Below are 22,125 nucleotides of genomic sequence, written 5' to 3' on the forward strand. Positions count from 1 at the left end.
GGTTTCAGGCTCCCATCAGCAGAATCAGTGCGGCGCACACACAGGCATAAAGGGCGCCTTCGAACAGCGCCTCATGCCAGACAAAACGCAGGACGCCGAGCCGGCGCAAACCCCAGTCGAGCAGCAGAAAAACCGGTATGGCCAGCAACAAGGCCTGAGCGATTGGCGGCAGGTAAACGCCGCCGATCTCGAAATCAATGGGCAAGAATGGGCTCTCCTTCAGAACGGTCGGGCTGCAAATGCTCGCCATGTCGTTCCAGAAACGACACCACGATCAACAGGGCCACGCGCATGCGAAATACCGACCACAAGTGCTCATGGGTGGCGACATGCAAGGCATCCAGCTCATCGCCGAGCGCATGCAGCGTAGCCAGTAAAGGTGTCAGGCGTACATCCGGTCGGCCGGCGACGAAACGGCCGGTCTGACGCAATGCCGTCGACAGCTGCCTATGCAAATCGTCCGTAAGCAGAGCATTGTTTTGCGCCTGTTGCCTGAGCTGGTGCATGGCCACGCCCAGCGCTACACAGGCGAGGCTGATTTCATACAGGCGCTGCATGTCCCGTTCGTTGTCGGCCGGCAACACGCCCAGCATCGAGGTCAGGCGATCAACCATGCGGCTTTCGAAGGCGAATTGCTGTTCATCGGTGGCCGGGCTCTTGGTCAGTTGGTAGACCTGCTCCCGCGCTTCGTTGTAAAAGCGCCGGATGCGCAGAGCCGGGCGGAACGGGAAAATCCAGGCATAAACAATCAGAGCCAGCATCGCCGCACTCACGTAGGCTCCGGCAAATTCGAACCATTGAATGGCGGTGTTCTGCCCGGAGCCGACGTTCTGCGGCCCGAGCATCAGGAAACTCGACAGCCCCAGGCCCATGCCGATACCGGTGGTGGCCGGGTTGGCCAGTCCGACCGCGATCACATACAGCAGAGGCGCGAGCAGCAAGGCCAGCATTTCGAAATCACTGATCGCCGGGACCAGCATGAATTGATAGAACGCTGAGACGACCAAGGCCAGTCCCAATCCTCGGGCGTAACTCTGTGCAGCGATCAAGGGACGCGGAAATGTCGCCATCAACGAACACAGAATCCCCACCAGAATCATGCCGCCGCGCGCGCCGTCCCAAGCGGTCTCGATCCAGATCAGCCCAGCCACCAGCAACGCACTGAAAGCGCGGATGGCATTCATCGTCGCGAGGGTGAAATCCAGGTGCAAGGGGCTGGACTGGCCACGAAACATGCAACTGGCTTCGCGTCCTTCCTGTATCGCGTCGCTCAGTTCGAGAATCTGCTCCAGCTGCTGCAACAGCCGCGCCTGCTCCCAGCGCAGTGCCCACGCCAGCGAACGCAGGGTTGCACTCATGTCTTCGGTCAGTTGTTCGGCCCTGTAGGCGAGCCCTTCGAACTGCTGTTGCAGCGCGACGAACTGGTGCCGCGCATCGGCCGGCAATGAGCGCCCTTGCAGTGCGAGCTGGTCGAGCAGTGCCAGTTCTTCTGCACGCAATTGCTGGATCTCCAGCGGCAGATCGCCCTCCCATCGCTCGGTGAGCAGCTCCCGCTGGTGACGCAGCGCGGTCAGGCGTGAGGTCAGCAGCATCAGTTGATTACCCAGCAACAGCACCAGATTGTTGGCACTGCGCAGACGCGGGGCGTCGAAATACAAATGCCGGCGCAGGCCTTCAAGGGCGCTGATTTCCCCCAACAACTGCATTTGCCGGCGCTGAAAGTCCGCTTCGCTTTCTTCGGTGCGAAGTACAGCGGCGGCATGGGTGGCAACCAGCCTGATCACCTGATCGACCTTTGCAAAATAGTTGCGCGACACCGCCTCGGGCCGCGCCGTCAACAGACTGACAACGCACACGCACGCTACCGCCAACAAGGTTTCGGTGACCCGGGTCACCGCCAGCAAAAAGGTGCCGTCCTGATCCGGAATCGCCAGCAGCGCCACTACCACAGCGGTATATCCGCTAAGCACGAACGCCTGGGAACTGGTGTAGCGCAGTAGCGTGCCGCCCGCCGTGCACAGCGCCAGCCATAAGGCCAGGGTCGTGATGAACGGCAACGGCGCCTGGGGAAAAATTGCCATCAGCACCACCGCCACCACCGCGCCAAGGGTCGTCCCGATGATTTGCCCGAAGCTGCGTGCCAGCGCCATCCCGGCCAGTGGCTGGCTGATGATAACGACGGCCATGATCGACCACTTCGGTTGATCCAGATCGAACAGAAACGCCAGGTACAAGGTCAGCAATCCGGCGACGATGGTGCGCAGACCAAACAGCAGCACTGCCTGACCGGGGTGGATCAGCGCCTTGAAATAAATGAGCAGGGACTGCATGGATAGCCTCGTCGAAACAACTTCTGCAAGCGTAGTCACTGTATTAAGGATTTGATGGTTTACGGGAGCCACAAAGCTCGTAGGGCGTTTCAGCACTTGTAGTAGGTCATATCAGGCACAGTGTTTGACTCACGGCGCGAGCTGACAGAAGCTTGCGACCTCCGCTGCAAAACGAAAGTTTCGGAAATTCGCATGCCTCAGTCTCGCCGCTATTTGCTCATCAGCCTCGGCCTTGCGCTGGTCCTGATCGTCGCCTGGCTGTCTTTGCGCAGCACTGCGCCGGTTGTGCCGGAAGCGATCAAACACGGTTACAGCGAAGCGCTGGCCGCCGCGCGTGCTGGTCAACCGGGGGCTGCGCGGGTTTTATACCAACAGCTGGGGCGCCCGGATCTGTCGGTCAAACGGCGTGTCTGGCTGCACGCCGAGCTGCCCAACTACCCGAGCCCGCAGGCCTTGAAACTGGCGGACGCCGATCTGCAAAACGAATCGCCGGACGTTCGACTGGCCGCAATCAAAAGCGTGACGGGCCTGGTGCCTGGCGGTCAGCGCAGTTTGCTGTTGGGCCCGTTGCTCGATGATGAGGATCAAACCGTACGCTTTGCTGCAATCAACGCCCTGCTCGGTTTGTCTCCGGATCAACTGGGCCTGTATTTCGCGCCGTTGCAGCAAGGCATCGACATGTGGGAAGAGGCGCTCAAGAGCCAGCCGGAAAGCGCCGCCAACTATGCCCAACTGGCGCGCCTGTATCTGCACAATGCGGAGTTCAAGCAGGCGCAGCAAGCGTTGGAGCAGACCCTGCGCCTGGATCCCGGCAATCTGCCGGCGTTGGTGATGCAGATCGAAGTACTCGATCGCCAGGGCCAGAGCGACGCCGCGCGTCAGTTGCTCGCCCGACAATTGAAGGCCCAACCCGATTCGGCTTATCTGCAACATGCCCTGGGCCTCTGGCTGCTGCATCACGATCAACGCGAGTACGCCCTGCTCGGTTTGTCCAAAGCCGTGGAGCTCGAGCCCGACAACAAGGACTACCGCTACGACCTCGCCACCACTCTGCATGGCGCCGAAGAACTCGAAGCGGCGCAAAAGCAGTTACAGGAAATCGTCCAGCGTCACCCTGCCGACCGCAAGGCGCGGGTGCTGCTGATCAACTACTGGAAAGAAAGCGGTCAGTTGCAGAATGTGCAGATCCTGTTGGCTCAGCTTGAGCAGATGAACCCTGACGATCCCTCGTTGCAGCAAGGCCTCTAGCCGCCTTCCAGACACATCCGGCAAGAAACTCGGAACCGCAGTCTCCGCAAAGGGTCAAGTAATCAAGCAGTACCAATCGGCGTCCGGCGCCCGCTGCCTCGTTTCCCCTAGTCATGAGAGGGCATTTTTTGTCTACATCGAACGCGTTGATCAGTGCAAAAGCCGCCACCGGCATCGAAGGGCTGGACGATATCCTCGCCGGTGGCCTGTCCCGCAGTCACGTTTTCTTGCTGGAGGGTGAGCCTGGAACCGGTAAAACCACGGTCGCGTTGCATTTTTTACTGGCCGGCGCCCGTGCCGGTGAGCGCTCTTTGTACATTACGCTCTCCGAAACCGAGCATGAGCTGCGTCAGGGCGCGGCCTCCCACGGATGGGAGCTGGGCGAAAATATCGAAATTTTCGAGCTGACTCCCCCGGAAAACCTGCTCAACGCCGAGCATCAGCAGAGTCTCCTGTATTCATCGGATCTGGAGCTGGGCGAGGCGACCAAACAGATTTTCGAGGTGGTCGAACGCTTCAAGCCGACCAGGGTGGTACTCGACAGCCTTTCAGAGATTCGCCTGCTCGCGCAAAGCTCCCTGCGCTACCGTCGACAGATTCTGGCAATCAAGCATTACTTCGTGCGCTATGACGCCACGGTGCTGCTGCTGGATGACCTGACCACCGAATCCCTCGACAAGACCGTGCACAGCGTTGCCCACGGCGTGATCCGGCTCGAGGAATTAACGCCCAACTACGGCGCCGAACGCCGACGCGTCAGGGTGGTCAAGTATCGCGGCCAGAAATATCGTGGTGGCTACCATGACTTCACCATCATGGGCGATGGCGTGCATGTTTTCCCGCGTCTGGTGGCGGCCGAGCACCGGGGCGATTACCCGCGTCTGCAGCTGTCCAGCGGCATAAAAGAGATGGACGCGCTCTTGGGCGGCGGCATCGAAACCGGCTCCAGCACATTGATTCTGGGCCCGGCAGGCACCGGCAAGTCGTTGATCTCGATGATCTTCGCGGCCGCAGCGGTGTCACGCGGGGAAAAAGCCGCGCTGTTCATCTTTGATGAAGAGCTGGAGCAGCTGTTCGAGCGCATGAAAAACATCGGCATCGACCTCAAGGCTCTGCGAGCCACCGGTAATCTGCTGATCGAACAGGTCGACGCCGCCGAACTGTCCCCCGGCGAGTTCTCCCACCGTGTGCGGCGCTGCGTCGATGAAAGAGACATCAAGACCGTGGTGATCGACAGCATCAACGGTTATCAGGCCGCGATGCCGGAAGAAAACGCCTTGGTGCTGCACATGCACGAACTGTTGCTGTACTTGAACCGCAAGGGCGCCGCGACCTTCATGACCGTCGCCCAACACGGTCTGGTTGGCGACATGCAGGCGCCGGTGGACATCACCTATTTGGCCGACACCGTAATTCTGCTGCGCTACTTCGAAGCGATCGGCAAGGTGCGCCGAGCCATCTCGATCATCAAGAAACGTACCGGCAGCCATGAATCGACCATTCGCGAATACCGCATTTCCACGAAAGGCATGACCATCGGCGAACCACTGGAAGCCTTTCAGGGGGTGCTGCGCGGCGTACCGACCTACCTCGGCGCGAGCAATCCGCTGCTTAAGGACGATTTCTTGTGACAGTCACCGTACCACTGTCGGAACGGGCGTTGATCCTCGCCCCCCTCGGGCGCGACAGTCAGGTTGCGTTGATGATCCTCAACGAAGCGGGCTACGGTGGCCTGATCACTCCCGACCTCAGAACGCTTTGCACCGAACTCGAACCCGGTGCCGGGTTGCTGTTGATTGCGTCCGAAGCCTTGCTGGGCCCGGATCTGGAAACCCTGCTGGCGTATCTGGATCAACAGCCCGCCTGGTCGGATCTGCCGATTGTGTTGTTGACCCACCACGGAGGATCCCAACAGGGACCCTCGTCGCAGTTGAGCAAATTGCTGGGCAACGTGACGTTTCTTGAACGTCCTTTCCATCCGGTGACCCTGGTCAGCCTGATCTCCACCGCCCTTCGCGGTCGACGACGACAGTACGAAGCCCGCGACCGCCTGATCGATCTGAGCGAAAGCGAACGACGCCTGCAATCGACCCTGGAAACCCTTGAGCAACAAGTCGAAGAACGCACCGCCCAGCTGCGGCACAACGAGGAAGCGCTGCGCCAGTCGCAGAAAATGGAAGCGGTCGGGCAATTGACCGGCGGTATCGCCCATGACTTCAATAACATGCTGACCGGCATCATCGGCAGCCTCGAGTTGATCCGCCGTCGACTGGCGCGTGGCCGGACGGAGGATCTCGACAGCCTGATCGATCTCGGCGTGACCTCGGCCAACCGTGCCGCCGGCCTGACTCATCGCCTGCTGGCTTTCTCCCGACGCCAGTCGCTGGACTCCAAAGCCGTAAAAATGAACGATCTGGTGCAATCGATGGGCGAGTTGCTGCAACGCAGCCTCAACGAAAGCATTCATCTGGAAATGCGCCTGCACCAGGAGCTATGGGTAGCCGAGGCTGACCCCAATCAACTGGAAAGCGCCCTGCTCAATCTGGTAATCAACGCCCGCGACGCGATGCCCAGCGGCGGCCATCTGGTGGTCGAGACCGGTAATCAGGTGCTGGGGCGCGACTTTACTGCCGCTTACACTAATCTGGAGCCCGGCGATTACGTCGTATTGAGCGTGAGCGATAACGGCTGCGGCATGCCGGAAAACGTCATCAACCGGGCGTTCGATCCGTTTTTCACCACCAAGCCGATCGGCCAGGGCACGGGGCTCGGCTTATCGATGATCTATGGCTTCAGCAAACAATCCGGTGGTCATGTCTCGATCGAGAGCGAGATTGATAAGGGCACCACGGTCAAACTTTATCTGCCACGGTTCAAAGGCGAGACATTGCCGCATGAGCCGCTGGACATTGAACAGGCCCCCGACGCCGTGGAAGGCGAAACCGTATTGATCGTTGAAGACGACCCGGCGGTGCGGGTGCTGGTCAGTGCAGTGTTGAGCGAACTGGGTTATGGATTTGTCGAGGCCAGCGATGCCGACAGTGCCGTGCCGATTCTGGATTCGGAGCAACGCATCGATCTGCTGATCAGCGACGTCGGCCTGCCGGGCATGAACGGCCGGCAACTGGCGGAAATCGGCCGGCAATACCGGCCCGACCTGAAGGTTCTGTTCATTACCGGTTACGCTGAACACGCCGCTGTGCGCGGCGGGTTCCTTGATTCCGGGATGCAGATGATCACCAAGCCGTTCACCTTCGATCTGCTGACGGCGAAGGTGCGGGAGATGATTCGCGGGTGACGCTTTGCTGCTTGTCCATCCTGACGGACGGTAAATTCTCATAAGCGGCCAACTGTGCAGCATAGGCCGCTTTTTCATGCTTGAAACCTGTCAACTTTGACAGCTGTTCAACTGCACTTGCCCCTGTTTGAATCACTCACCTAAATGCTTTTTGGTTCTCCCTTCGAGAGAGCTGTTCTCTCAAAAAACGCCCTATAGCATGAGAGGCAAAAAAATGAACAAGCACTGTTTACTGGCATTGGTGTTTGTATTGACTTTGGGGGGGTGTGAGAGCCGGGAACAAGCACAGGTAAAAGAACCTGAAAGCACAATGGGTGCTGTCAATACGATTTCCAGTTCTGCGCAAACAGGCAGACAGGTTGCGTCTGATCTGACCGCACGTTACAACGACCTCAGACGCAATTGTGGCTCCGAATCGATGCCCTCCTTTCTATGCACAGGGATTGTCCTGCGTTCGACCGTACCCTCGTTCACAAACGCATATTCCACCTGGAATCCTAGCCCCCACTCACAAACAAGTGGAGGCGTGTCGTTTACCTACCTGAGAAAAGACATGAAGTTCAAAAGCCTCGTTTTTGGACAAACCAGCGGGTTTATTTTCTACCCGGTTCTGTCCCGTCCGGTAGGCAGCCGACAAATTCAAATTTTGTGTGCCTACCCGCGGGATGGAGCAACGCAGTTGAGAGAAAAGCCTGGTTGTGGAGCACACCCTTATTCACCTGACAGGAGTCGTCGTTGCCAAACCATCGGCATCACCACCGCAGAGCAGTGGGTGGCCAATATCAACTCTGGAAAATGGAACATATGTCCATTCGATGTTCAAGACTCAATGAACAACCTGGCGGCCGATTCGTTTTATCAGACCATTCGCGCGCACAACCTGAAAAACTACTTCGCAGGTGCATACGACTACAGTGAATTGATTCTCGCCAACTGGCCACAAAATATCCCGGAAGAACTTCCCATTGAGGCGTTTTACTACCTGCCAGGTGGACTGGCGGGCGCTCAGCATGATCAAAAGGATTTCTTCAACAAGACGGGAGGGAAAGTCGTCCCGATCATAAAGCTGACGTTACCCGCTACGACTGATGCCGATGCTGCGTTCACCTACAGCGCTGCGGATCAGGTTCATTAGCAATACTGGCGTGCTGCNGCACGCCTCAGGCCAACAGTTCCTGGATCTTCTCCTGCAACACATCCAGATCGAACGGTTTTTCCAGGATCGGCGCCCGGCGGGTGATGGGGCTGCCGGTCTCGCGGATTTCCTGCGGATAGCCGCTGATGAAAATCACCTTCAGATCAGGGCGCAATTTGACGGCGGGCTCGGCGATCTGCACGCCGGAGATTCCGCCAGGCAAGCGGAAATCAGTAATCAACATGTCCAGATGCGGCTTGCTCGCCAGAATCTCGAACGCCTGCTCGCCGTTCTCGGCCTGCAATACGCGATAGCCCTGCCCTGACAGATAGTCTGTCAGCACCATCAGGATCACCGGTTCGTCCTCGACGACGAGTACTACATCTTGTGCATCTACGCTCATGGGAAGCCTTTGTTCGGTCAATAGCTGCTGATACGACCGTGCGGTCACTCAGAGGTTGCGTTTGTTTCGCCGTTTTCCTGGAGCGGCAGACAAACGCGAAACAGGGCGCCCTCGTTGATCTTGCTTTCGACGACGATGAAGCCGCCATGGGCGGCGACGATCTGTTCGGAGATGAACAGACCCAGTCCGAGGCCGGCCACCACTGTCTTGGCGGAGACCCGTTCGAACTGTTGAAAAATGCGTTTCTGATTTTCCTCACTGATGCCGATGCCGTGATCCTGAACCTCGACCCGTGCGTGGTTGCCCTGGCGATAGACGCGCACCTGAATCGGGCTTCTAGCGCCATAACGCAAGGCATTGGTCAGCAGGTTGGAAATCACCTGTTCGATGCGAAACTCATCCCAGCAGCCTTCGACCGGACTCTCCGCTTCGAAGGAAACGGTGGTTTCCGCCGCCTCGATCTGTTGCGCAAAGTTTTGCAGCAAGTTGCTCACCAACTGCGCGAGATCGAAACGACTCGGTCGGATCGACAGCTTGCCGGTGCGGATCCGCGAGACGTCGAGCATGTCCTCGATCAGCCGGATCAGGCTTTTGATCTGGCGTTCGTCGCGGTCAACCATCGCGTGCATTTTGTCGAGGGTGAACGCGGCGGCGTTGTCCCGGGCCAGATGCATCTTGCGCAACTGGGTTTCGAGGATAAGACCGTTAAGGGGCGTGCGCACTTCGTGGGCGACGATCGACATGAAATCGTCACGCATGCGTACCGCCTGCTCCAGTTCGCCCTGGGTTCTTTGCAGTTGCTGAAGCAGCGCCTCCTGTTCGCGACGACTCTGCTCCAGCGCTTCGACCTGTTGCTTCATCGCCTTGCTCTGGCGGTACAGATCGACAAACACGTTCACCTTGCTTTTTACCGCATGGATATCCAGCGGCTTGTGCAGGAAGTCCACTGCCCCGCTTTCGTAGCCTTTGAACGCGTAATTGAGTTCGCGGCCAGCGGCGCTGACGAAGATGATTGGAATGTTCTTGGTTTTCTCGGTACCGCGCATCAATTCGGCCAGTTCAAAGCCGTTCATGCCGGGCATTTGCACGTCAAGAATGGCCATGGCGAATTCGTGTTGCAGCAGCAGCGACAGTGCTTCGTCCGCCGACAATGCTTTGTAGACGGTGCGATCCTCACGTTTGATCAGCGCTTCGAGGGCCAGCAGGTTCTCGGGCAGATCGTCGACGATCAGCAGTTTTGCCTGGATATTACTCAGCATGCGATTCGTTCCAGCTCGACAAGCAGACGGCCGATGCCGTGTATGGGAAGTATGTAATCCGGTTGATGCGTTTTCAGTGCCGCGCGAGGCATGGTATCGACCTGTGCGTCATCCGGATCCTGCACGACGGTCAGGCCGCCCCGGCGTTTGACCTGGGCCAGGCCTCGCGCGCCATCATGGTTGGCGCCGGTCAGCAGCACGGCGGCCAGCGCCGGCCCGTAGGCATCAGCGGCGGATTCGAACAGGAAATCGATCGAAGGCCGCGAATGATGCAAACGGTCTTCAAGGCTCAGCGACAGGCTGCGATCCTGCTCCACCGACAGGTGATAACCCGGCGTGGCGAAATACACGGTGCCGGGCATGATGTCCTGTTTGTCGATGGCTTCAGCGACCGGCAGCGCCAGCCGCCGGGCGAATACCTCGACGAGCTGGCTGCGACGCTCTTCCGGCAGATGCAGCACGATGATGATCGGCAGCCCGAACCCGGCCCGCAGCGAACCAAGCAAGGTCAGCAACGCCTCGACGCCACCGGCGGAAGCTCCGACCACAATCGCCTCGACCCGAGGCAAATCCGCGGCACTGTTCATGATTTGCGGTAAATCCGTTCTTGTTTAACCAGGGGTTCGAACTGGTTGGCATAGCCTGAGAAGTCGAGTGTTTCCTTGCTGCCCAGCACCAGGAATCCACGGTGACACAACGATTCATGGAACAACCCGAAAGCTCGATCCTGAAGTTTTTTATTGAAGTAAATCAATACATTACGACATGAAATTAATTGAGTTTCGGAGAATACGCTATCGGTCGCCAGGCTGTGATCGGCGAACGTAACGTTCTCACACAGGCTCTTGTCGAAAATCGCGTAGCCATAGGCCGCAGTGTAGTAGTCGGCGAACGAACGCTGGCCGCCTGCCTGCTGATAGTTGGCGGTGTAGGCACGCACGTTTTCCATCGAAAAGATCCCTTGCTTGGCCTTGTCCAGCGAGCGCGGGTTGATGTCGGTGGCGTAGATGATCGTACGATCAAGCAGGCCTTCTTCGCGCAGCAGGATCGCCATCGAGTAGACCTCCTCGCCGGTACTGCAACCGGCGATCCAGATCTTGATCGACGGATAAGTCTTGAGCAGCGGCACCACTTCCTGACGGATTGCCAGGAAGTGCGATGGATCGCGGAACATCTCGCTGACCGGGATCGTCAGCAATTGCAGCAACTGCATGAACGCCGTCGGGTCATGCAGGACTTTCTCCTGCAAGGCCGAGATGGTCGCGCACTCGAACTGGCTCAACGCATGTTGCACACGGCGCTTGATCGAGGCGCCGGAGTAATCGCGAAAATCGTAGCTGTACTTGAGATAAATCGCTTCGATCAGCAACCGCAGTTCGATTTCACTGTTCCGCTCAACGGAATTACTACGTTCCACTAAATGCGTTCCATCTTGGGTAACCACACGCGAATCAGCGAGAACAGACGATCCAGGTCGATAGGCTTGGCCAGGTAATCATTGGCGCCCGCCTGCAGGCAGCGCTCCTGATCGTCCTTCATGGCCTTGGCCGTCACCGCGATGATCGGCAACTTGCGCCAGCGCGGATCCTTGCGGATTTCGATGGTGGCTTCAAAACCATCCATCTCCGGCATCATCACGTCCATCAGCACCAGGTCGATGTCCTCGACTTCATTCAGTTTTTCAATCGCTTCGCGGCCGTTACGGCCGATCACCACAACGGCACCCTTGGTTTCCAGCGCGCTGGTCAGGGCGAATATGTTGCGTACATCGTCGTCCACCAGCAGCACCTTGCGTCCTTCGAAGACCTTGTCGCGGCTGCGGGCGGTCTTGAGCATCTTCTGCCGTTCATGGGACAACTGTGATTCGACTTTGTGCAGAAAGAGTGTGACCTCATCCAGCAGACGTTCCGGCGAGCGTGCGCCCTTGATGATGATCGAACGCGAGTACTTGCGCAGTTCGGCTTCTTCGTCGCGGGTCAGATTGCGCCCTGTGTAGACAATGACCGGCGGGAACGAGCAGATGTCCTCGGTGGACATGCGCTTGAGCAGATCGTTGCCAAGCATGTCCGGCAGCTTCAGATCGATGACCATGCAATCGAAGATCGTCGTGCGCAGCAGTTCCAGCGCGTCCTGCGCCAGGCCGACGGCGGTGATTTCGATGTCATCGTCGCCGATCAGGCGGGCAATGCTTTCCCGCTGCAGATCGTCGTCCTCCACCAGCAGCACACGTTTGACCTTCTGCGTGAGCTTGGCTTCGAGACGGGCAAACACGTCCTTGAGCTCTTCGCGAGTGGTCGGCTTGACCGCGTAACCGATGGCGCCCATGTGCATGGCCGCTTCGACGCGGTCTTCCACGGAAATTACGTGCACCGGGATGTGCCGGGTTTCGGCGTGTTCTTTCAGACGCTGCAGGACGGTCAGGCCCGAGTGATCCGGCAGGCGCATGTCCAGCAGGATCGCGTCCGGCACGAACTCTTTGGCCAGGTCATAACCTTCGTCGGCACCGTGGGCAACCAGGCATTGATAGCCCAGTTCATGGGCCAGGTCATAGAGGATGTGGGCGAAATTCGGCTCGTCTTCCACCACCAGAATGCAGCGGGTATCAAACGGCGCTTTATTGCGGTCATCGTTGAAACGCGGAATGTCGACAGAGGCCAGCGGCGAAACCGTCACGGCGGGTGCAATGACCGGAGCGGCAGCGGGCGGGCTGAACGTCAGCGGCGCGACCGGCGCGTCGCCCGGCTCGCGGTATTGCTGCGGCAGCACCAGGGTGAAGACACTGCCCTGCCCCGGCGCACTGGTGACGCTGATCGAACCACCCAGCAGCGTCGCCAGATCCCTGGAAATCGACAGACCCAGGCCGGTGCCGCCGTATTTGCGGTTGGTGGTGCCGTCAGCCTGACGGAAGGCCTCGAAAATGCTTTCCTGTTGATCCGCTGCGATCCCGATCCCCGAATCACGCACGATAAAGGCAATGTGATCGTCCGGCTGGCCGGCGATGGTCAGGCTGACCGCGCCTTGCTCGGTGAATTTCACGGCGTTGGAGAGCAGGTTCTTGATCACCTGTTCCAGACGCTGGCGGTCGGTGAACAGCGTAATCGGCGCATCGGGCTGCAATTGGACACTGAATGCGAGTTGCTTGTCTGCCGCCAGTGGTTCGAACATACCGCGCAAGCCGTCGGCCAGACGTGCCACGCTGGTGTTTTCCGGGATCACTTCGAGTTTGCCGGCTTCGACCTTGGAAATGTCGAGAATATCGTTGATCAGGTTGAGCAAATCGTTGCCGGCGGAATAGATCGACTCGGCAAACTTCACCTGCTCGGCACTGAGGTTGTCCTGCGGGTTTTCTGCCAACAGCTTGGCCAGGATCAGCGAACTGTTCAGCGGCGTGCGCAGTTCGTGGGACATGTTGGCCAGGAACTCGGACTTGTATTTGCTCGAACGCTGCAGTTCCTCGGCACGCTCTTCGAGCTGCACCTGGGCCCGATTGAGCTCGTTGTTCTTTTGATCCATGGCGTCGCGCTGCTCGGCCAGGGTCTGCGCCTGCTCGGCCAGTTGCTCGTTGGTCTGCTCCAGCTCGACTTGCTGGGTTTCCAGGTGAGCCTGGGACTCCTTGAGAATCCGCGACTGTTCCTCCAGCTCTTCGTTGGCGGTCTTCAGCTCTTCCTGCTGCACCTGCAACTCTTCATTCAGTTGCTGGGTTTCGGCCAGCACTTCCTGCAAACGCTGGCGATAACGCGCCGCTTCGATGGACGTGCCGATGTTGCCGGCGATCAGTTCCAGCAGCGCCACATCACGGTCGGTGAGCGGACGCAGGAACCCGAGTTCGATCACGCCGTTGACCCGGTCGTCATCACTGGTCGGCACCACCAGCACACTGTGCGGCAGGCCTTCGCCCAGACCGGAGCTGACCTTGAAGTAATCGGATGGCACCGAGTCGAGACGGATCAGCCGAGCCTGCTGGGCGACCTGCCCGACGATGCCTTCATCGCTGCCGATCAATTGATCCTGTTGTTCCTGTTCGCGGGAGAAACCGTAACTCGCCACACGTTTGAGGCCGCCATGTTCCTCGCGCACATACAACGCGGCCACGGCGGTGCCGAGGTACTGGGCGCAGAATTGCAGGATATTGCGCCCCAGCAGATTGACCGTCAGTTGCCCCAGCACTTGCTCGGCGAGCTGAGTCTGGCCGTTGCGCAACCAGGCTTGCTGTTCCAGACGCTTTGCACTGGCCTCTTGCGCCGCCAGGGTCGCGCCATAGCTTTGCGACAGGTTGAGCAGATCGCGCCGACCGACATAGGCCAACAGACCGCTGATGCCCGCCACGAACAGCAGATAAAGGCTGATGCTCCAGACCGTGGTGCGGCGCACATCCTCATTACGGGAGGCACGCAGCAACTGTTCGGTTTCAATCACATCTTCGAACTGTTTACGTATTTCGTCGGTCAGGCGCTTGCCCTTCCCCGCTTTGACCGCCGATTTGTAATCGCCACTGGCGCGTTGCAGATCGATCATCGACTGCGCATAGGTCGCCCACTCGATTTGCAGCGCCTGAAGTCGACGCAGGCGATCGGTCTGAGCCGGATTGTCCGCAGTCAGTTCGAGCAAGGTATTCAGAGCCACGGCGATGCGAGGCTTGGCCGTTTCGTACGGATCGAGGAAATGCTCGTCGCCGCTGAGCAGATACCCGCGCATGCCGGTTTCCAGATCCACGGTGAGTTTCACCGCTTCGTTGGCGTTATTGATCACCCGGTCGGTGTGCTCCACCCACTGGATCACAGACAACAAATAGGTGATCAATGAAATGAAGAACACGGCACTGATGACGCCGACGCCCAACGGCAAACTGACGTTGCGGCTCAGGAGTTTGCGAAACCGTTGCTCATCAACCGAAGACGGAGAGGACATGTGGCAGCCTTGTCGAACTGTTGAAAACCAGGGAGTTTGCCCCAAAACGGCACCATGGATCCATTTTTCTCACAGCTTTAATACTGTTTTCCTACATTTGCCTACGCCGAATCGGGGCCCAACAGTTATCCTTGCCCGCCCGTTTGCGCCTATCCTTTTTTTGTATGCAGTCGGGAACTTGTGGCTATGCGCCACTTACTCATGCAAGAGCCCGGCATTTTTGATCGACCGGCGCCCCGTCCCCCATTCTTGAGAGCCGCCATTATGTCCAACCCTGTGTCCACCATCCTTGTAGTAGAAGACGATGCCATCGTGCGCATGCTGATCGTCGATGTGCTGGAGGAGCTGGAGTTCAAGGTTCTGGAGGCAGATGGCAGCGAGCAGGCGCTGGAAATCCTCAAGGATACGAATCAGCACATCGACCTGATGATGACCGATGTCGGCTTGCCGATCATGGATGGCCGTCAACTGGCCACCGAAGCCCGCAATATTCGCCCCGCACTGCCGATTCTGTTTGCCAGCGGTTATGCCGAGACCATTGAAGTACCGGTGGACATGCATGTGATCGGCAAGCCATTTTCCATTGATCAACTGCGAGACAAGGTCAAAGCCGTTCTCGGGCAATCCTGAGCACGAGACTTCAATGTCTGAATGAAGCTTTCACGCGCCCTGTCGATCGCCTTCTCCCTCGGCCTCATCCGATGCAAACCCGATAAAAACGGATCACCCGATGCCTGGGTTATGGTCTAATCCGCGCGCCTTTTTTCCGTCACTTCGTTCCAGGAACCGTTTCTCATGAGTCAGCCCGCAACCAAAGTCCTCGTCATTGGTTACGTCTGGCCGGAACCTCGTTCCTCTGCGGCAAGCGGGCATGTGATGCAAATTCTCGAAACGTTCCTGCACCAGGGTTGGCAAATCACCTTTGCCAGCCCTGCCGGCGTTGGCGAACATCCGGCCGATTTGGGCGAACTTGGGATCCATACGGTCCCGATCGAACTGAACAACAGCAGTTTCGACACATTCATCAGCGAACTTGGCCCGGATATCGTGCTCTTCGATCAATTCATGATTGAAGAACAATTCGGCTGGCGGGTAGAAAAACACTGTCCCGACGCGTTGCGTGTTCTGGAAACCTCGGATTTGCAGAGCTTGCGCCATGCCAGGCATCAGCGTTTGAGGGACCGGTTGAAGGCCAGCGATGACGCGAACGACTTTAATGCGTTGTTCGCGCCTGCACTGCATGAAGAGTTCAGGCTGATGGCTGACACCGACCTGGCCAGGCGCGAGATTGCCGCGCTGTATCGCTGTGATCTGAATCTGATGATCTCGCCAGTGGAAATCGACCTGCTCGTACAGCAATTCAAGTTGCCACCCGAACTGTTGCACTGGTGCCCGTTGATGGTCGAACCGCCCAGCGCATCGCCAAAAAAGTTTGATGAACGCGTCGACTTCCTCAGTATCGGCAATTTCCGTCACGCGCCGAACTGGGATGCCGTGTTGTGGCTGAAATCGACAATCTGGCCGCTGATCCGCGAGCAACTGCCCAAGGCGCAGCTACGTATCTACGGGGCTTACACGCCCCCCAAGGCAGCAGCCCTGCACAATCCCTCACAGGGGTTCCATATCATGAACTGGGCGGAAGACGCCTTGCAGGTCATGTCTGATGCGCGTGTTTGTCTGGCCCCCCTGCGTTTCGGCGCGGGAATCAAGGGCAAATTGATCGATGCAATGCTTTGCGCAACGCCAAGTGTCACGACGCCGACAGGGGCTGAAGGCATGCATACCCACCAACCCTGGCCGGGGGCAATCTGCCGCACCGCGCAGGATTTCGCCAATGCCGCGGTCCAGCTTTATCGCGACGAAATACTCTGGCAAGCAACCCAATCCCGTGGACAAACGCTGCTCGAAGACATTTATCAGCGAGCCGTTCATGGGCCGGCACTGATCGACAAGTTGCTTGAATGCCGAAAAAACATTCAACAACGAAGACTCGACAACTTCACCGGCAGCATGTTGCGCCATCATTTACACAAGAGCACACAATACATGTCTCAGTGGATCGAGGCTAAAAACCGGAATAAATAGCACCATCGGAAAACTCTACAAACAATCGTCAATAAATTGCATCAACACTCACGTAGCCCGTCACTGATTTAAACCTTATAAACATCCTGCAAGTGGCTCTTTAAACAATCAGCATATCGCCACTCTTTTCGATCACTTATGCAGGACGCATTAATGGCAACTTACAACTGGATGAGCACGACCCCCGACATCGATTCGCTGAACATCTGCGAACTGACACTGCCCGGCACTCACAACGCGGGCAGTGACTGGCGCGCCACCTATCCGCTTTTTAGCCCTCCACGTCACTGGCTGGCGTGTCAGCACGATACTTTTCACGCGCAACTGAACCACGGCGCCCGTGCGCTCGACATTCGTCTGAAATATGAAGCCAATGGTAAAGGTGCGCGAAAGTTCGTCATGCACCACGGCGGCTATACAAACTCCCGAACACTGGAAGACCTGGCCAATGACATAAACAACTTCCTTGCAAAGAATCCGGATGAGTTCATCATCCTGGACTTTCACGAACTGAAGGGTAATGACTTCGATTTCGAATACTTCAACAACACGATCATCAACTTGCTGGGAGACCGCCTTGTACCCCGTATCAACCAGTCTCTCACTCTTCAAGAACTAAAACGCGTCAGCCCGAAACAGCGAGTTTTTGCGGCTGCAAGATCGCACTGGAAACTCGACTACAGAGTGTTTCACGATCAAATCAGTCATAAATGGTCGGAAAACGACATCACCAGTCCTGATGAATTGCGCCAATTCATTGAAAAAGTGATGAAAAACCCTCCAGGCACGTGGAATACCTGGTCGTTATCCGCCACCAGTTATACCTCCATTGGTGGTCCCGTCGACATTCATGACCAGCTGAATGAGTGGTTCGACCTGGATAAAAGTGATTGGGCATTGAAGTGCAACATCATTAACGTCGACTTCATGGAAGAGTCCGACCTGATGGAGTTTTGCCGAGTCGCCAACGTGATTAAGGCCGAACAACGCTCGCTCTGAGCCGCAATGGAAACTGGCGCAACCGACGTGACAAGAGGCATGATCACCGGGCGATAACAATAAAAGCGCTCTGCCATGACCCGAACCGCCCGCGTCACCGACCCTTCTTATGAGCTGATGGATGACCACAACGGGTTGTCCATCATCTATCGCCAGCATGGCTTCCCCTGCCCGCTGGTGCGCTGGCATTTTCACAAGGAGTACGAGCTGCACCTGATCGTCGCCAGTTCGGGCAAGGTGTTCATCGGCGACTACATCGGCAACTTCTACCCGCAGACCCTGTTTCTCACCGGCCCCAATCTGCCGCACAACTGGATCAGCCAGGTGGCCGAAGACGAAGTGGTCGAGAAACGCGACATGCTGGTCAACTTCACCGATGAGTTGTTCGAAAGCGGTCATCAGGTGTTCGCCGAACTCAAGACCCTGGCGCCGCTGCTCGAGCGTGCGCAATACGGCATCGAATTCCGCTCCCCACAGACAATCCGCCAGGCCATGACCCTGATGCAACGTATCGCCGATTCGAACGGCATCACCCGTCTCGGGCACTTTTTCATCCTGATGGAATTGCTGGCGGCCTGCGACGACTACCAGCTGCTGTCCGGCGCAACCACCCCGCAACTGGCCGACGAGCACAACATTGACCGCACCAACCGCGCAGTGGATTACATCTTCGCCCACTACGCCCGTGAGTTGCCGCTGGAGGAAGTCGCCGAGCACCTGGGCATGAAGCCGACCTATTTCAGCCGCGTGTTCAAGCAGGCCACCGGGCGCAACTTCATCGAATTCGTCAATCGCCTGCGCATCAGCAAATCCTGCGAACTGCTGGCGGATGGAGACAAACCGGTGACCGAGGTGTGTTTCGAGTCGGGTTTCAACAATATTTCGAATTTCAATCGGCGCTTTCAGCAGCTCAAAGGCATGACGCCTTCGCATTATCGGCGACTGGTGGTACAGCGCCTGACCGAGCAAAACCACGGCTGACGCCGGAAAACCTGTACGGATTAATGCAGGCCGTCCTTCTGAAACGCCCTTCCCTGCGTTTGCCGCACCAATCCCGAGTGCAAAAAAGTATCGATTCAAGTGCTACGGATGATTTGTCAGCCCTGCGTCAGAAGGCTGTAATCAGTGCACATTCTTCCCCGCTGGAAGAACACAAAAACAATAACTGTCCTTCTGCCCCCGCCGGGTCAGAAAAGGAGTGCACGATGCAACCCACTGCAAAAGCTCTGCTGGCCCTCACCTGCATGACCCTCAGCAGCGTCAGCCTTGGCGCCCAGACCCTGACCATCGCCACCGTCAATAACAGCGACATGATCCGCATGCAAAAGCTCTCGAAAACCTTCGAGACCGAGCATCCGGACATCAAGCTCAATTGGGTGGTGCTGGAAGAAAACGTCCTGCGTCAGCGCCTGACCACCGACATCGCCACTCAGGGCGGACAGTTCGACGTATTGACCATCGGTATGTACGAAGCTGCACTCTGGGGCGCCAAGGGTTGGCTTGAACCGATGAAGGATCTGCCGGCCAGCTACGCCCTCGACGATGTGTTCCCATCGGTGCGCGAAGGCCTGTCAGTCAAAGGTTCGCTGTACGCCCTGCCGTTCTACGCCGAAAGCTCGATCACCTACTACCGCACCGACCTGTTCAAGGACGCCGGCCTGACCATGCCCGAACGTCCGACCTGGGAACAGATCGCTGGCTTCGCCGAAAAACTCACCCACAAGGACAAGGAACAGTACGGCATCTGCCTGCGCGGCAAGGCCGGCTGGGGTGAAAACATCGCGTTGATCACCACCATCGCCAACGCCTACGGCGCACGCTGGTTCGATGAGCAGTGGAAACCCGAATTCAGCGGTCCAGAGTGGAAAAACGCGCTGAACTTTTACGTCGACACCATGAAGAAGTCCGGCCCACCGGGCGCCTCCAGCAATGGTTTCAACGAAAACCTCGCGCTGTTCAACAGCGGCAAATGCGCGATGTGGGTCGATGCCAGCGTCGCCGGCTCGTTCGTCACCGACAAGACCCAAAGCAAGGTCGCCGATCACGTCGGTTTCACCTACGCGCCGCATCAGGTCACCGACAAAGGCTCGGCGTGGCTGTACTCGTGGGCGCTGGCGATCCCTACCAGCTCCAAGGCCAAGGATGCCGCCAAGGAATTCAGCGCCTGGGCCACCTCAAAAGAGTACGGCGCACTGGTCGCCAAGACCGACGGCATCGCCAACGTACCGCCGGGCACTCGCGCCTCGACCTACAGCGACGCGTACATGAGCGCCGCGCCGTTTGCCAAGGTCACGCTGGAATCGCTGAAAGCGGCTGATCCGAGCAAACCGACCCTCAAACCTGTGCCGTACATCGGCATCCAGCTGGTGACCATTCCTGAATTCCAGGGTGTAGGCACCCAGGTCGGCAAGCTGTTCTCGGCGGCGCTGATCGGCCAGACCACGGTCGACCAGGCACTGACCGCCGCGCAGCAAACCACCGAACGCGAGATGAAGCGCGCGGGTTATCCGAAGTAATCCTGCGAAAGCCTCTCCTGCCTTCTGTGGGAGCGGGCTTGCTCGCGAAAGCGGTGTATCAGTGAAACATTTGTTGTCTGACACCACGCCTTCGCGAGCAAGTCGAATCGTCGCACCGTCGCTCCCACATGGGATCTCCATAGGTCTGTATGACTCGGTTGTAAACGCCATGAATACTTCAACTGCCAAAGCCCACATCGACCTGTCGCAGCCCCGGCGCAAAAGCCGCGTGGCCAATCCCGGCTGGTTTCTGGTCAGCCCTTCGGTGGCCCTGTTGCTGCTGTGGATGATCGTGCCGCTGGGCATGACCGTCTATTTCTCGATGATCCGCTACAACCTGCTCGATCCGGGCACCAACGAATTCGTCGGGCTGGAAAACTTCACCTACTTCCTGACCGACTCCGGCTTCATGCCTGGCGCCACCAACACGTTGCTGCTGGTAGGCAGCGTGCTGCTGATCAGCGTGGTGTTCGGCGTGTTGATCAGTGCGCTGCTGGAGGCCAGCGAATTCTTCGGTCGCGGCATCGTGCGAGTGATGCTGATTTCGCCGTTCTTCATCATGCCCACGGTCGGTGCGCTGATCTGGAAGAACCTGATTTTCCATCCGGTGTCCGGGATCCTCGCCTACATCTGGAAATTGTTCGGCGCGCAGCCGGTGGACTGGCTGGCCCACTACCCGCTGTTGTCGATCATCATCATTGTGTCGTGGCAATGGCTGCCCTTCGCGATCCTGATCCTGATGACCGCCATGCAGTCCCTCGACCAGGAACAGAAGGAAGCCGCCCGCCTCGACGGCGCCGGCCCGATCGCGATTTTCTGGCACCTGACCCTGCCACATCTGGCGCGGCCGATTGCGGTAGTCGTGATGATTGAAACCATCTTTCTGCTGTCAGTGTTCGCCGAAATCTTCACCACCACCAACGGCGGCCCCGGCTACGCGTCGACCAACCTCGCCTACCTGATCTACAACCAGGCGCTGGTGCAGTTCGACGTCGGCATGGCCTCGGCCGGCGGCCTGATCGCCGTGGTCATCGCCAACATCGCCGCGATCATTCTGGTGCGGATGATCGGCAAAAACCTGACTGACAAAGCCTGAGGCCTGCCATGACTCTTCAACAATCCCGCCGGCTGCAAAGCCTGCTGCTCGGCACGCTGGCCTGGGCCATCGCGATCATCATTTTCTTCCCGATCTTCTGGATGGTGCTGACCAGTTTCAAGACCGAAATCGACGCTTTCGCCACGCCGCCGCAGTTCATCTTCACGCCGACACTGGAGAACTACCTGCACATCAACGAGCGCAGCGATTACTTCAGTTTTGCCTGGAACTCGGTGGTGATTTCCTTCAGCGCCACGGCTCTTTGCCTGCTGATCGCGGTGCCGGCGGCCTACTCGATGGCGTTCTACGAAACCCAGCGCACCAAGGGCACGCTGCTGTGGATGCTCTCCACCAAGATGCTGCCGCCGGTGGGCGTGCTGATGCCGATCTACCTGCTGGCCAAGAGTTTCGGCCTGCTCGACACGCGCATCGCGCTGATCGTGATCTACACGCTGATCAACCTGCCGATCGTGGTCTGGATGGTTTACACCTACTTCAAGGACATCCCCAAAGACATCCTCGAAGCCGCCCGCCTCGACGGTGCCACCCTGGCTCAGGAAATGCTCCGCGTGCTGCTGCCGATCGCCAAGGGCGGCCTCGCGTCGACCGTGCTGCTGTCGCTGATCCTGTGCTGGAACGAGGCGTTCTGGTCGCTGAACCTGACCTCGTCCAAAGCCGCGCCGCTGACCGCGTTGATCGCTTCCTACTCAAGCCCCGAAGGCTTGTTCTGGGCCAAGTTGTCGGCCGTCTCGACGCTGGCCTGCGCGCCGATCCTGATCTTCGGCTGGATCAGCCAGAAACAACTGGTGCGCGGCCTGTCGTTCGGCGCCGTGAAATAAGAATTCGCA

At 58.1% G+C, this 22,125-nt stretch carries 18 protein-coding genes; 11 read left to right on the forward strand and 7 right to left on the reverse strand.

What is annotated here, in order from left to right:
- Nucleotides 1-4 precede the first annotated feature (4 nt).
- Both ACTJK9_RS05800 and ACTJK9_RS05805 read right to left on the reverse strand, forming a co-directional pair.
- Complete coding sequence (locus ACTJK9_RS05800) at nt 5-205, reverse strand: DUF1656 domain-containing protein (protein WP_039768281.1); 201 nt, start codon at nt 203-205, stop codon at nt 5-7.
- Nucleotides 195-2,330, reverse strand: coding sequence for an FUSC family protein (locus ACTJK9_RS05805; RefSeq protein WP_440812801.1), 2,136 nt, complete (start codon nt 2,328-2,330; stop codon nt 195-197). The genes ACTJK9_RS05800 and ACTJK9_RS05805 overlap by 11 nt, the downstream gene beginning before the upstream one ends.
- A gap of 192 nt (nt 2,331-2,522) precedes the next feature.
- Between ACTJK9_RS05805 and ACTJK9_RS05810 the strand changes: the two genes are divergently transcribed.
- The 4 genes from ACTJK9_RS05810 (at nt 2,523) to ACTJK9_RS05825 (ending at nt 8,011) form a co-directional block, all read left to right on the forward strand.
- Complete coding sequence (locus ACTJK9_RS05810) at nt 2,523-3,578, forward strand: tetratricopeptide repeat protein (RefSeq protein ID WP_440812803.1); 1,056 nt, start codon at nt 2,523-2,525, stop codon at nt 3,576-3,578.
- A gap of 128 nt (nt 3,579-3,706) precedes the next feature.
- The gene (locus ACTJK9_RS05815) at nt 3,707-5,209 is read left to right on the forward strand and encodes an ATPase domain-containing protein (protein WP_064596462.1); all 1,503 of its coding nucleotides are present in this window, start codon (nt 3,707-3,709) and stop codon (nt 5,207-5,209) included.
- Nucleotides 5,206-6,876 (forward strand): ATP-binding protein, encoded by a 1,671-nt coding sequence (locus ACTJK9_RS05820; protein ID WP_440812805.1) that lies wholly within the window; start codon nt 5,206-5,208, stop codon nt 6,874-6,876. The genes ACTJK9_RS05815 and ACTJK9_RS05820 overlap by 4 nt, the downstream gene beginning before the upstream one ends.
- A gap of 553 nt (nt 6,877-7,429) precedes the next feature.
- Nucleotides 7,430-8,011, forward strand: a complete 582-nt coding sequence (locus ACTJK9_RS05825) for a hypothetical protein (RefSeq protein ID WP_256575321.1) — start codon at nt 7,430-7,432, stop codon at nt 8,009-8,011.
- A 25-nt stretch (nt 8,012-8,036) separates the two neighbouring features.
- Here the strand turns inward: ACTJK9_RS05825 and ACTJK9_RS05830 are convergent, their stop codons facing one another.
- From ACTJK9_RS05830 to ACTJK9_RS05850, 5 genes are read right to left on the reverse strand one after another with little or no spacing between them, the layout of a single operon-like run.
- The gene (locus ACTJK9_RS05830) at nt 8,037-8,414 is read right to left on the reverse strand and encodes a response regulator (protein WP_007954537.1); all 378 of its coding nucleotides are present in this window, start codon (nt 8,412-8,414) and stop codon (nt 8,037-8,039) included.
- A gap of 44 nt (nt 8,415-8,458) precedes the next feature.
- Nucleotides 8,459-9,673: a hybrid sensor histidine kinase/response regulator gene (locus tag ACTJK9_RS05835; RefSeq protein ID WP_085610240.1), complete on the reverse strand. Its 1,215-nt coding sequence runs from the start codon at nt 9,671-9,673 to the stop codon at nt 8,459-8,461.
- Nucleotides 9,667-10,260 carry a chemotaxis protein CheB gene (locus ACTJK9_RS05840; protein ID WP_064596456.1) on the reverse strand — a complete coding sequence of 198 codons (594 nt, stop codon included), beginning with the start codon at nt 10,258-10,260 and terminating at the stop codon, nt 9,667-9,669. Before ACTJK9_RS05840 ends, ACTJK9_RS05835 begins: the two co-directional genes overlap by 7 nt.
- Nucleotides 10,257-11,090: a CheR family methyltransferase gene (locus tag ACTJK9_RS05845; RefSeq protein ID WP_064596454.1), complete on the reverse strand. Its 834-nt coding sequence runs from the start codon at nt 11,088-11,090 to the stop codon at nt 10,257-10,259. The genes ACTJK9_RS05840 and ACTJK9_RS05845 overlap by 4 nt, the downstream gene beginning before the upstream one ends.
- The gene (locus tag ACTJK9_RS05850; RefSeq protein WP_221397299.1) at nt 11,090-14,581 is read right to left on the reverse strand and encodes a response regulator; all 3,492 of its coding nucleotides are present in this window, start codon (nt 14,579-14,581) and stop codon (nt 11,090-11,092) included. The genes ACTJK9_RS05845 and ACTJK9_RS05850 overlap by 1 nt, the downstream gene beginning before the upstream one ends.
- A gap of 264 nt (nt 14,582-14,845) precedes the next feature.
- On the opposite strand from ACTJK9_RS05850, the gene ACTJK9_RS05855 reads away from it, so the two are divergent.
- The 7 genes from ACTJK9_RS05855 to ACTJK9_RS05885 all read left to right on the forward strand — a co-directional run bounded on the left by ACTJK9_RS05855 (nt 14,846) and on the right by ACTJK9_RS05885 (nt 22,116).
- The gene (locus ACTJK9_RS05855; RefSeq protein WP_085610238.1) at nt 14,846-15,211 is read left to right on the forward strand and encodes a response regulator; all 366 of its coding nucleotides are present in this window, start codon (nt 14,846-14,848) and stop codon (nt 15,209-15,211) included.
- Nucleotides 15,212-15,376: 165 nt separating this feature from the next.
- Complete coding sequence (locus tag ACTJK9_RS05860; RefSeq protein ID WP_085610237.1) at nt 15,377-16,666, forward strand: glycosyltransferase; 1,290 nt, start codon at nt 15,377-15,379, stop codon at nt 16,664-16,666.
- A 153-nt stretch (nt 16,667-16,819) separates the two neighbouring features.
- Entirely contained in the window at nt 16,820-17,665 is an 846-nt protein-coding gene (locus tag ACTJK9_RS05865; RefSeq protein ID WP_085610236.1) for a phosphatidylinositol-specific phospholipase C domain-containing protein, read from the forward strand.
- Nucleotides 17,666-17,740: 75 nt separating this feature from the next.
- The gene (locus tag ACTJK9_RS05870) at nt 17,741-18,646 is read left to right on the forward strand and encodes an AraC family transcriptional regulator (protein ID WP_085610235.1); all 906 of its coding nucleotides are present in this window, start codon (nt 17,741-17,743) and stop codon (nt 18,644-18,646) included.
- A gap of 224 nt (nt 18,647-18,870) precedes the next feature.
- Nucleotides 18,871-20,181, forward strand: a complete 1,311-nt coding sequence (locus tag ACTJK9_RS05875) for an ABC transporter substrate-binding protein (protein WP_085610234.1) — start codon at nt 18,871-18,873, stop codon at nt 20,179-20,181.
- Nucleotides 20,182-20,350: 169 nt separating this feature from the next.
- Entirely contained in the window at nt 20,351-21,277 is a 927-nt protein-coding gene (locus tag ACTJK9_RS05880) for a carbohydrate ABC transporter permease (RefSeq protein ID WP_039768250.1), read from the forward strand.
- 8 nt (nt 21,278-21,285) lie between these two features.
- Nucleotides 21,286-22,116 carry a carbohydrate ABC transporter permease gene (locus ACTJK9_RS05885; protein ID WP_007957423.1) on the forward strand — a complete coding sequence of 277 codons (831 nt, stop codon included), beginning with the start codon at nt 21,286-21,288 and terminating at the stop codon, nt 22,114-22,116.
- Nucleotides 22,117-22,125: the final 9 nt, after the last annotated feature.

It is taken from the genome of Pseudomonas sp. 22082 (assembly GCF_052046055.1).
GTDB lineage: Bacteria > Pseudomonadota > Gammaproteobacteria > Pseudomonadales > Pseudomonadaceae > Aquipseudomonas > Aquipseudomonas pharyngis.

What these genes read in the sequence shown, in the direction of transcription:
- ACTJK9_RS05885 (WP_007957423.1), top strand. Translation starts at nt 21,286, where the DNA reads ATGACTCTTCAACAATCCCGCCGGCTGCAAAGCCTGCTGCTCGGCACG.
- ACTJK9_RS05825 (WP_256575321.1), top strand. Translation starts at nt 7,430, where the DNA reads ATGAAGTTCAAAAGCCTCGTTTTTGGACAAACCAGCGGGTTTATTTTC.
- ACTJK9_RS05830 (WP_007954537.1), bottom strand. Translation starts at nt 8,414, where the DNA reads ATGAGCGTAGATGCACAAGATGTAGTACTCGTCGTCGAGGACGAACCG.
- ACTJK9_RS05855 (WP_085610238.1), top strand. Translation starts at nt 14,846, where the DNA reads ATGTCCAACCCTGTGTCCACCATCCTTGTAGTAGAAGACGATGCCATC.
- ACTJK9_RS05805 (WP_440812801.1), bottom strand. Translation starts at nt 2,330, where the DNA reads ATGCAGTCCCTGCTCATTTATTTCAAGGCGCTGATCCACCCCGGTCAG.
- ACTJK9_RS05880 (WP_039768250.1), top strand. Translation starts at nt 20,351, where the DNA reads ATGAATACTTCAACTGCCAAAGCCCACATCGACCTGTCGCAGCCCCGG.
- ACTJK9_RS05875 (WP_085610234.1), top strand. Translation starts at nt 18,871, where the DNA reads ATGCAACCCACTGCAAAAGCTCTGCTGGCCCTCACCTGCATGACCCTC.
- ACTJK9_RS05850 (WP_221397299.1), bottom strand. Translation starts at nt 14,581, where the DNA reads ATGTCCTCTCCGTCTTCGGTTGATGAGCAACGGTTTCGCAAACTCCTG.
- ACTJK9_RS05835 (WP_085610240.1), bottom strand. Translation starts at nt 9,673, where the DNA reads ATGCTGAGTAATATCCAGGCAAAACTGCTGATCGTCGACGATCTGCCC.
- ACTJK9_RS05870 (WP_085610235.1), top strand. Translation starts at nt 17,741, where the DNA reads ATGACCCGAACCGCCCGCGTCACCGACCCTTCTTATGAGCTGATGGAT.
- ACTJK9_RS05840 (WP_064596456.1), bottom strand. Translation starts at nt 10,260, where the DNA reads ATGAACAGTGCCGCGGATTTGCCTCGGGTCGAGGCGATTGTGGTCGGA.
- ACTJK9_RS05860 (WP_085610237.1), top strand. Translation starts at nt 15,377, where the DNA reads ATGAGTCAGCCCGCAACCAAAGTCCTCGTCATTGGTTACGTCTGGCCG.
- ACTJK9_RS05865 (WP_085610236.1), top strand. Translation starts at nt 16,820, where the DNA reads ATGGCAACTTACAACTGGATGAGCACGACCCCCGACATCGATTCGCTG.
- ACTJK9_RS05810 (WP_440812803.1), top strand. Translation starts at nt 2,523, where the DNA reads ATGCCTCAGTCTCGCCGCTATTTGCTCATCAGCCTCGGCCTTGCGCTG.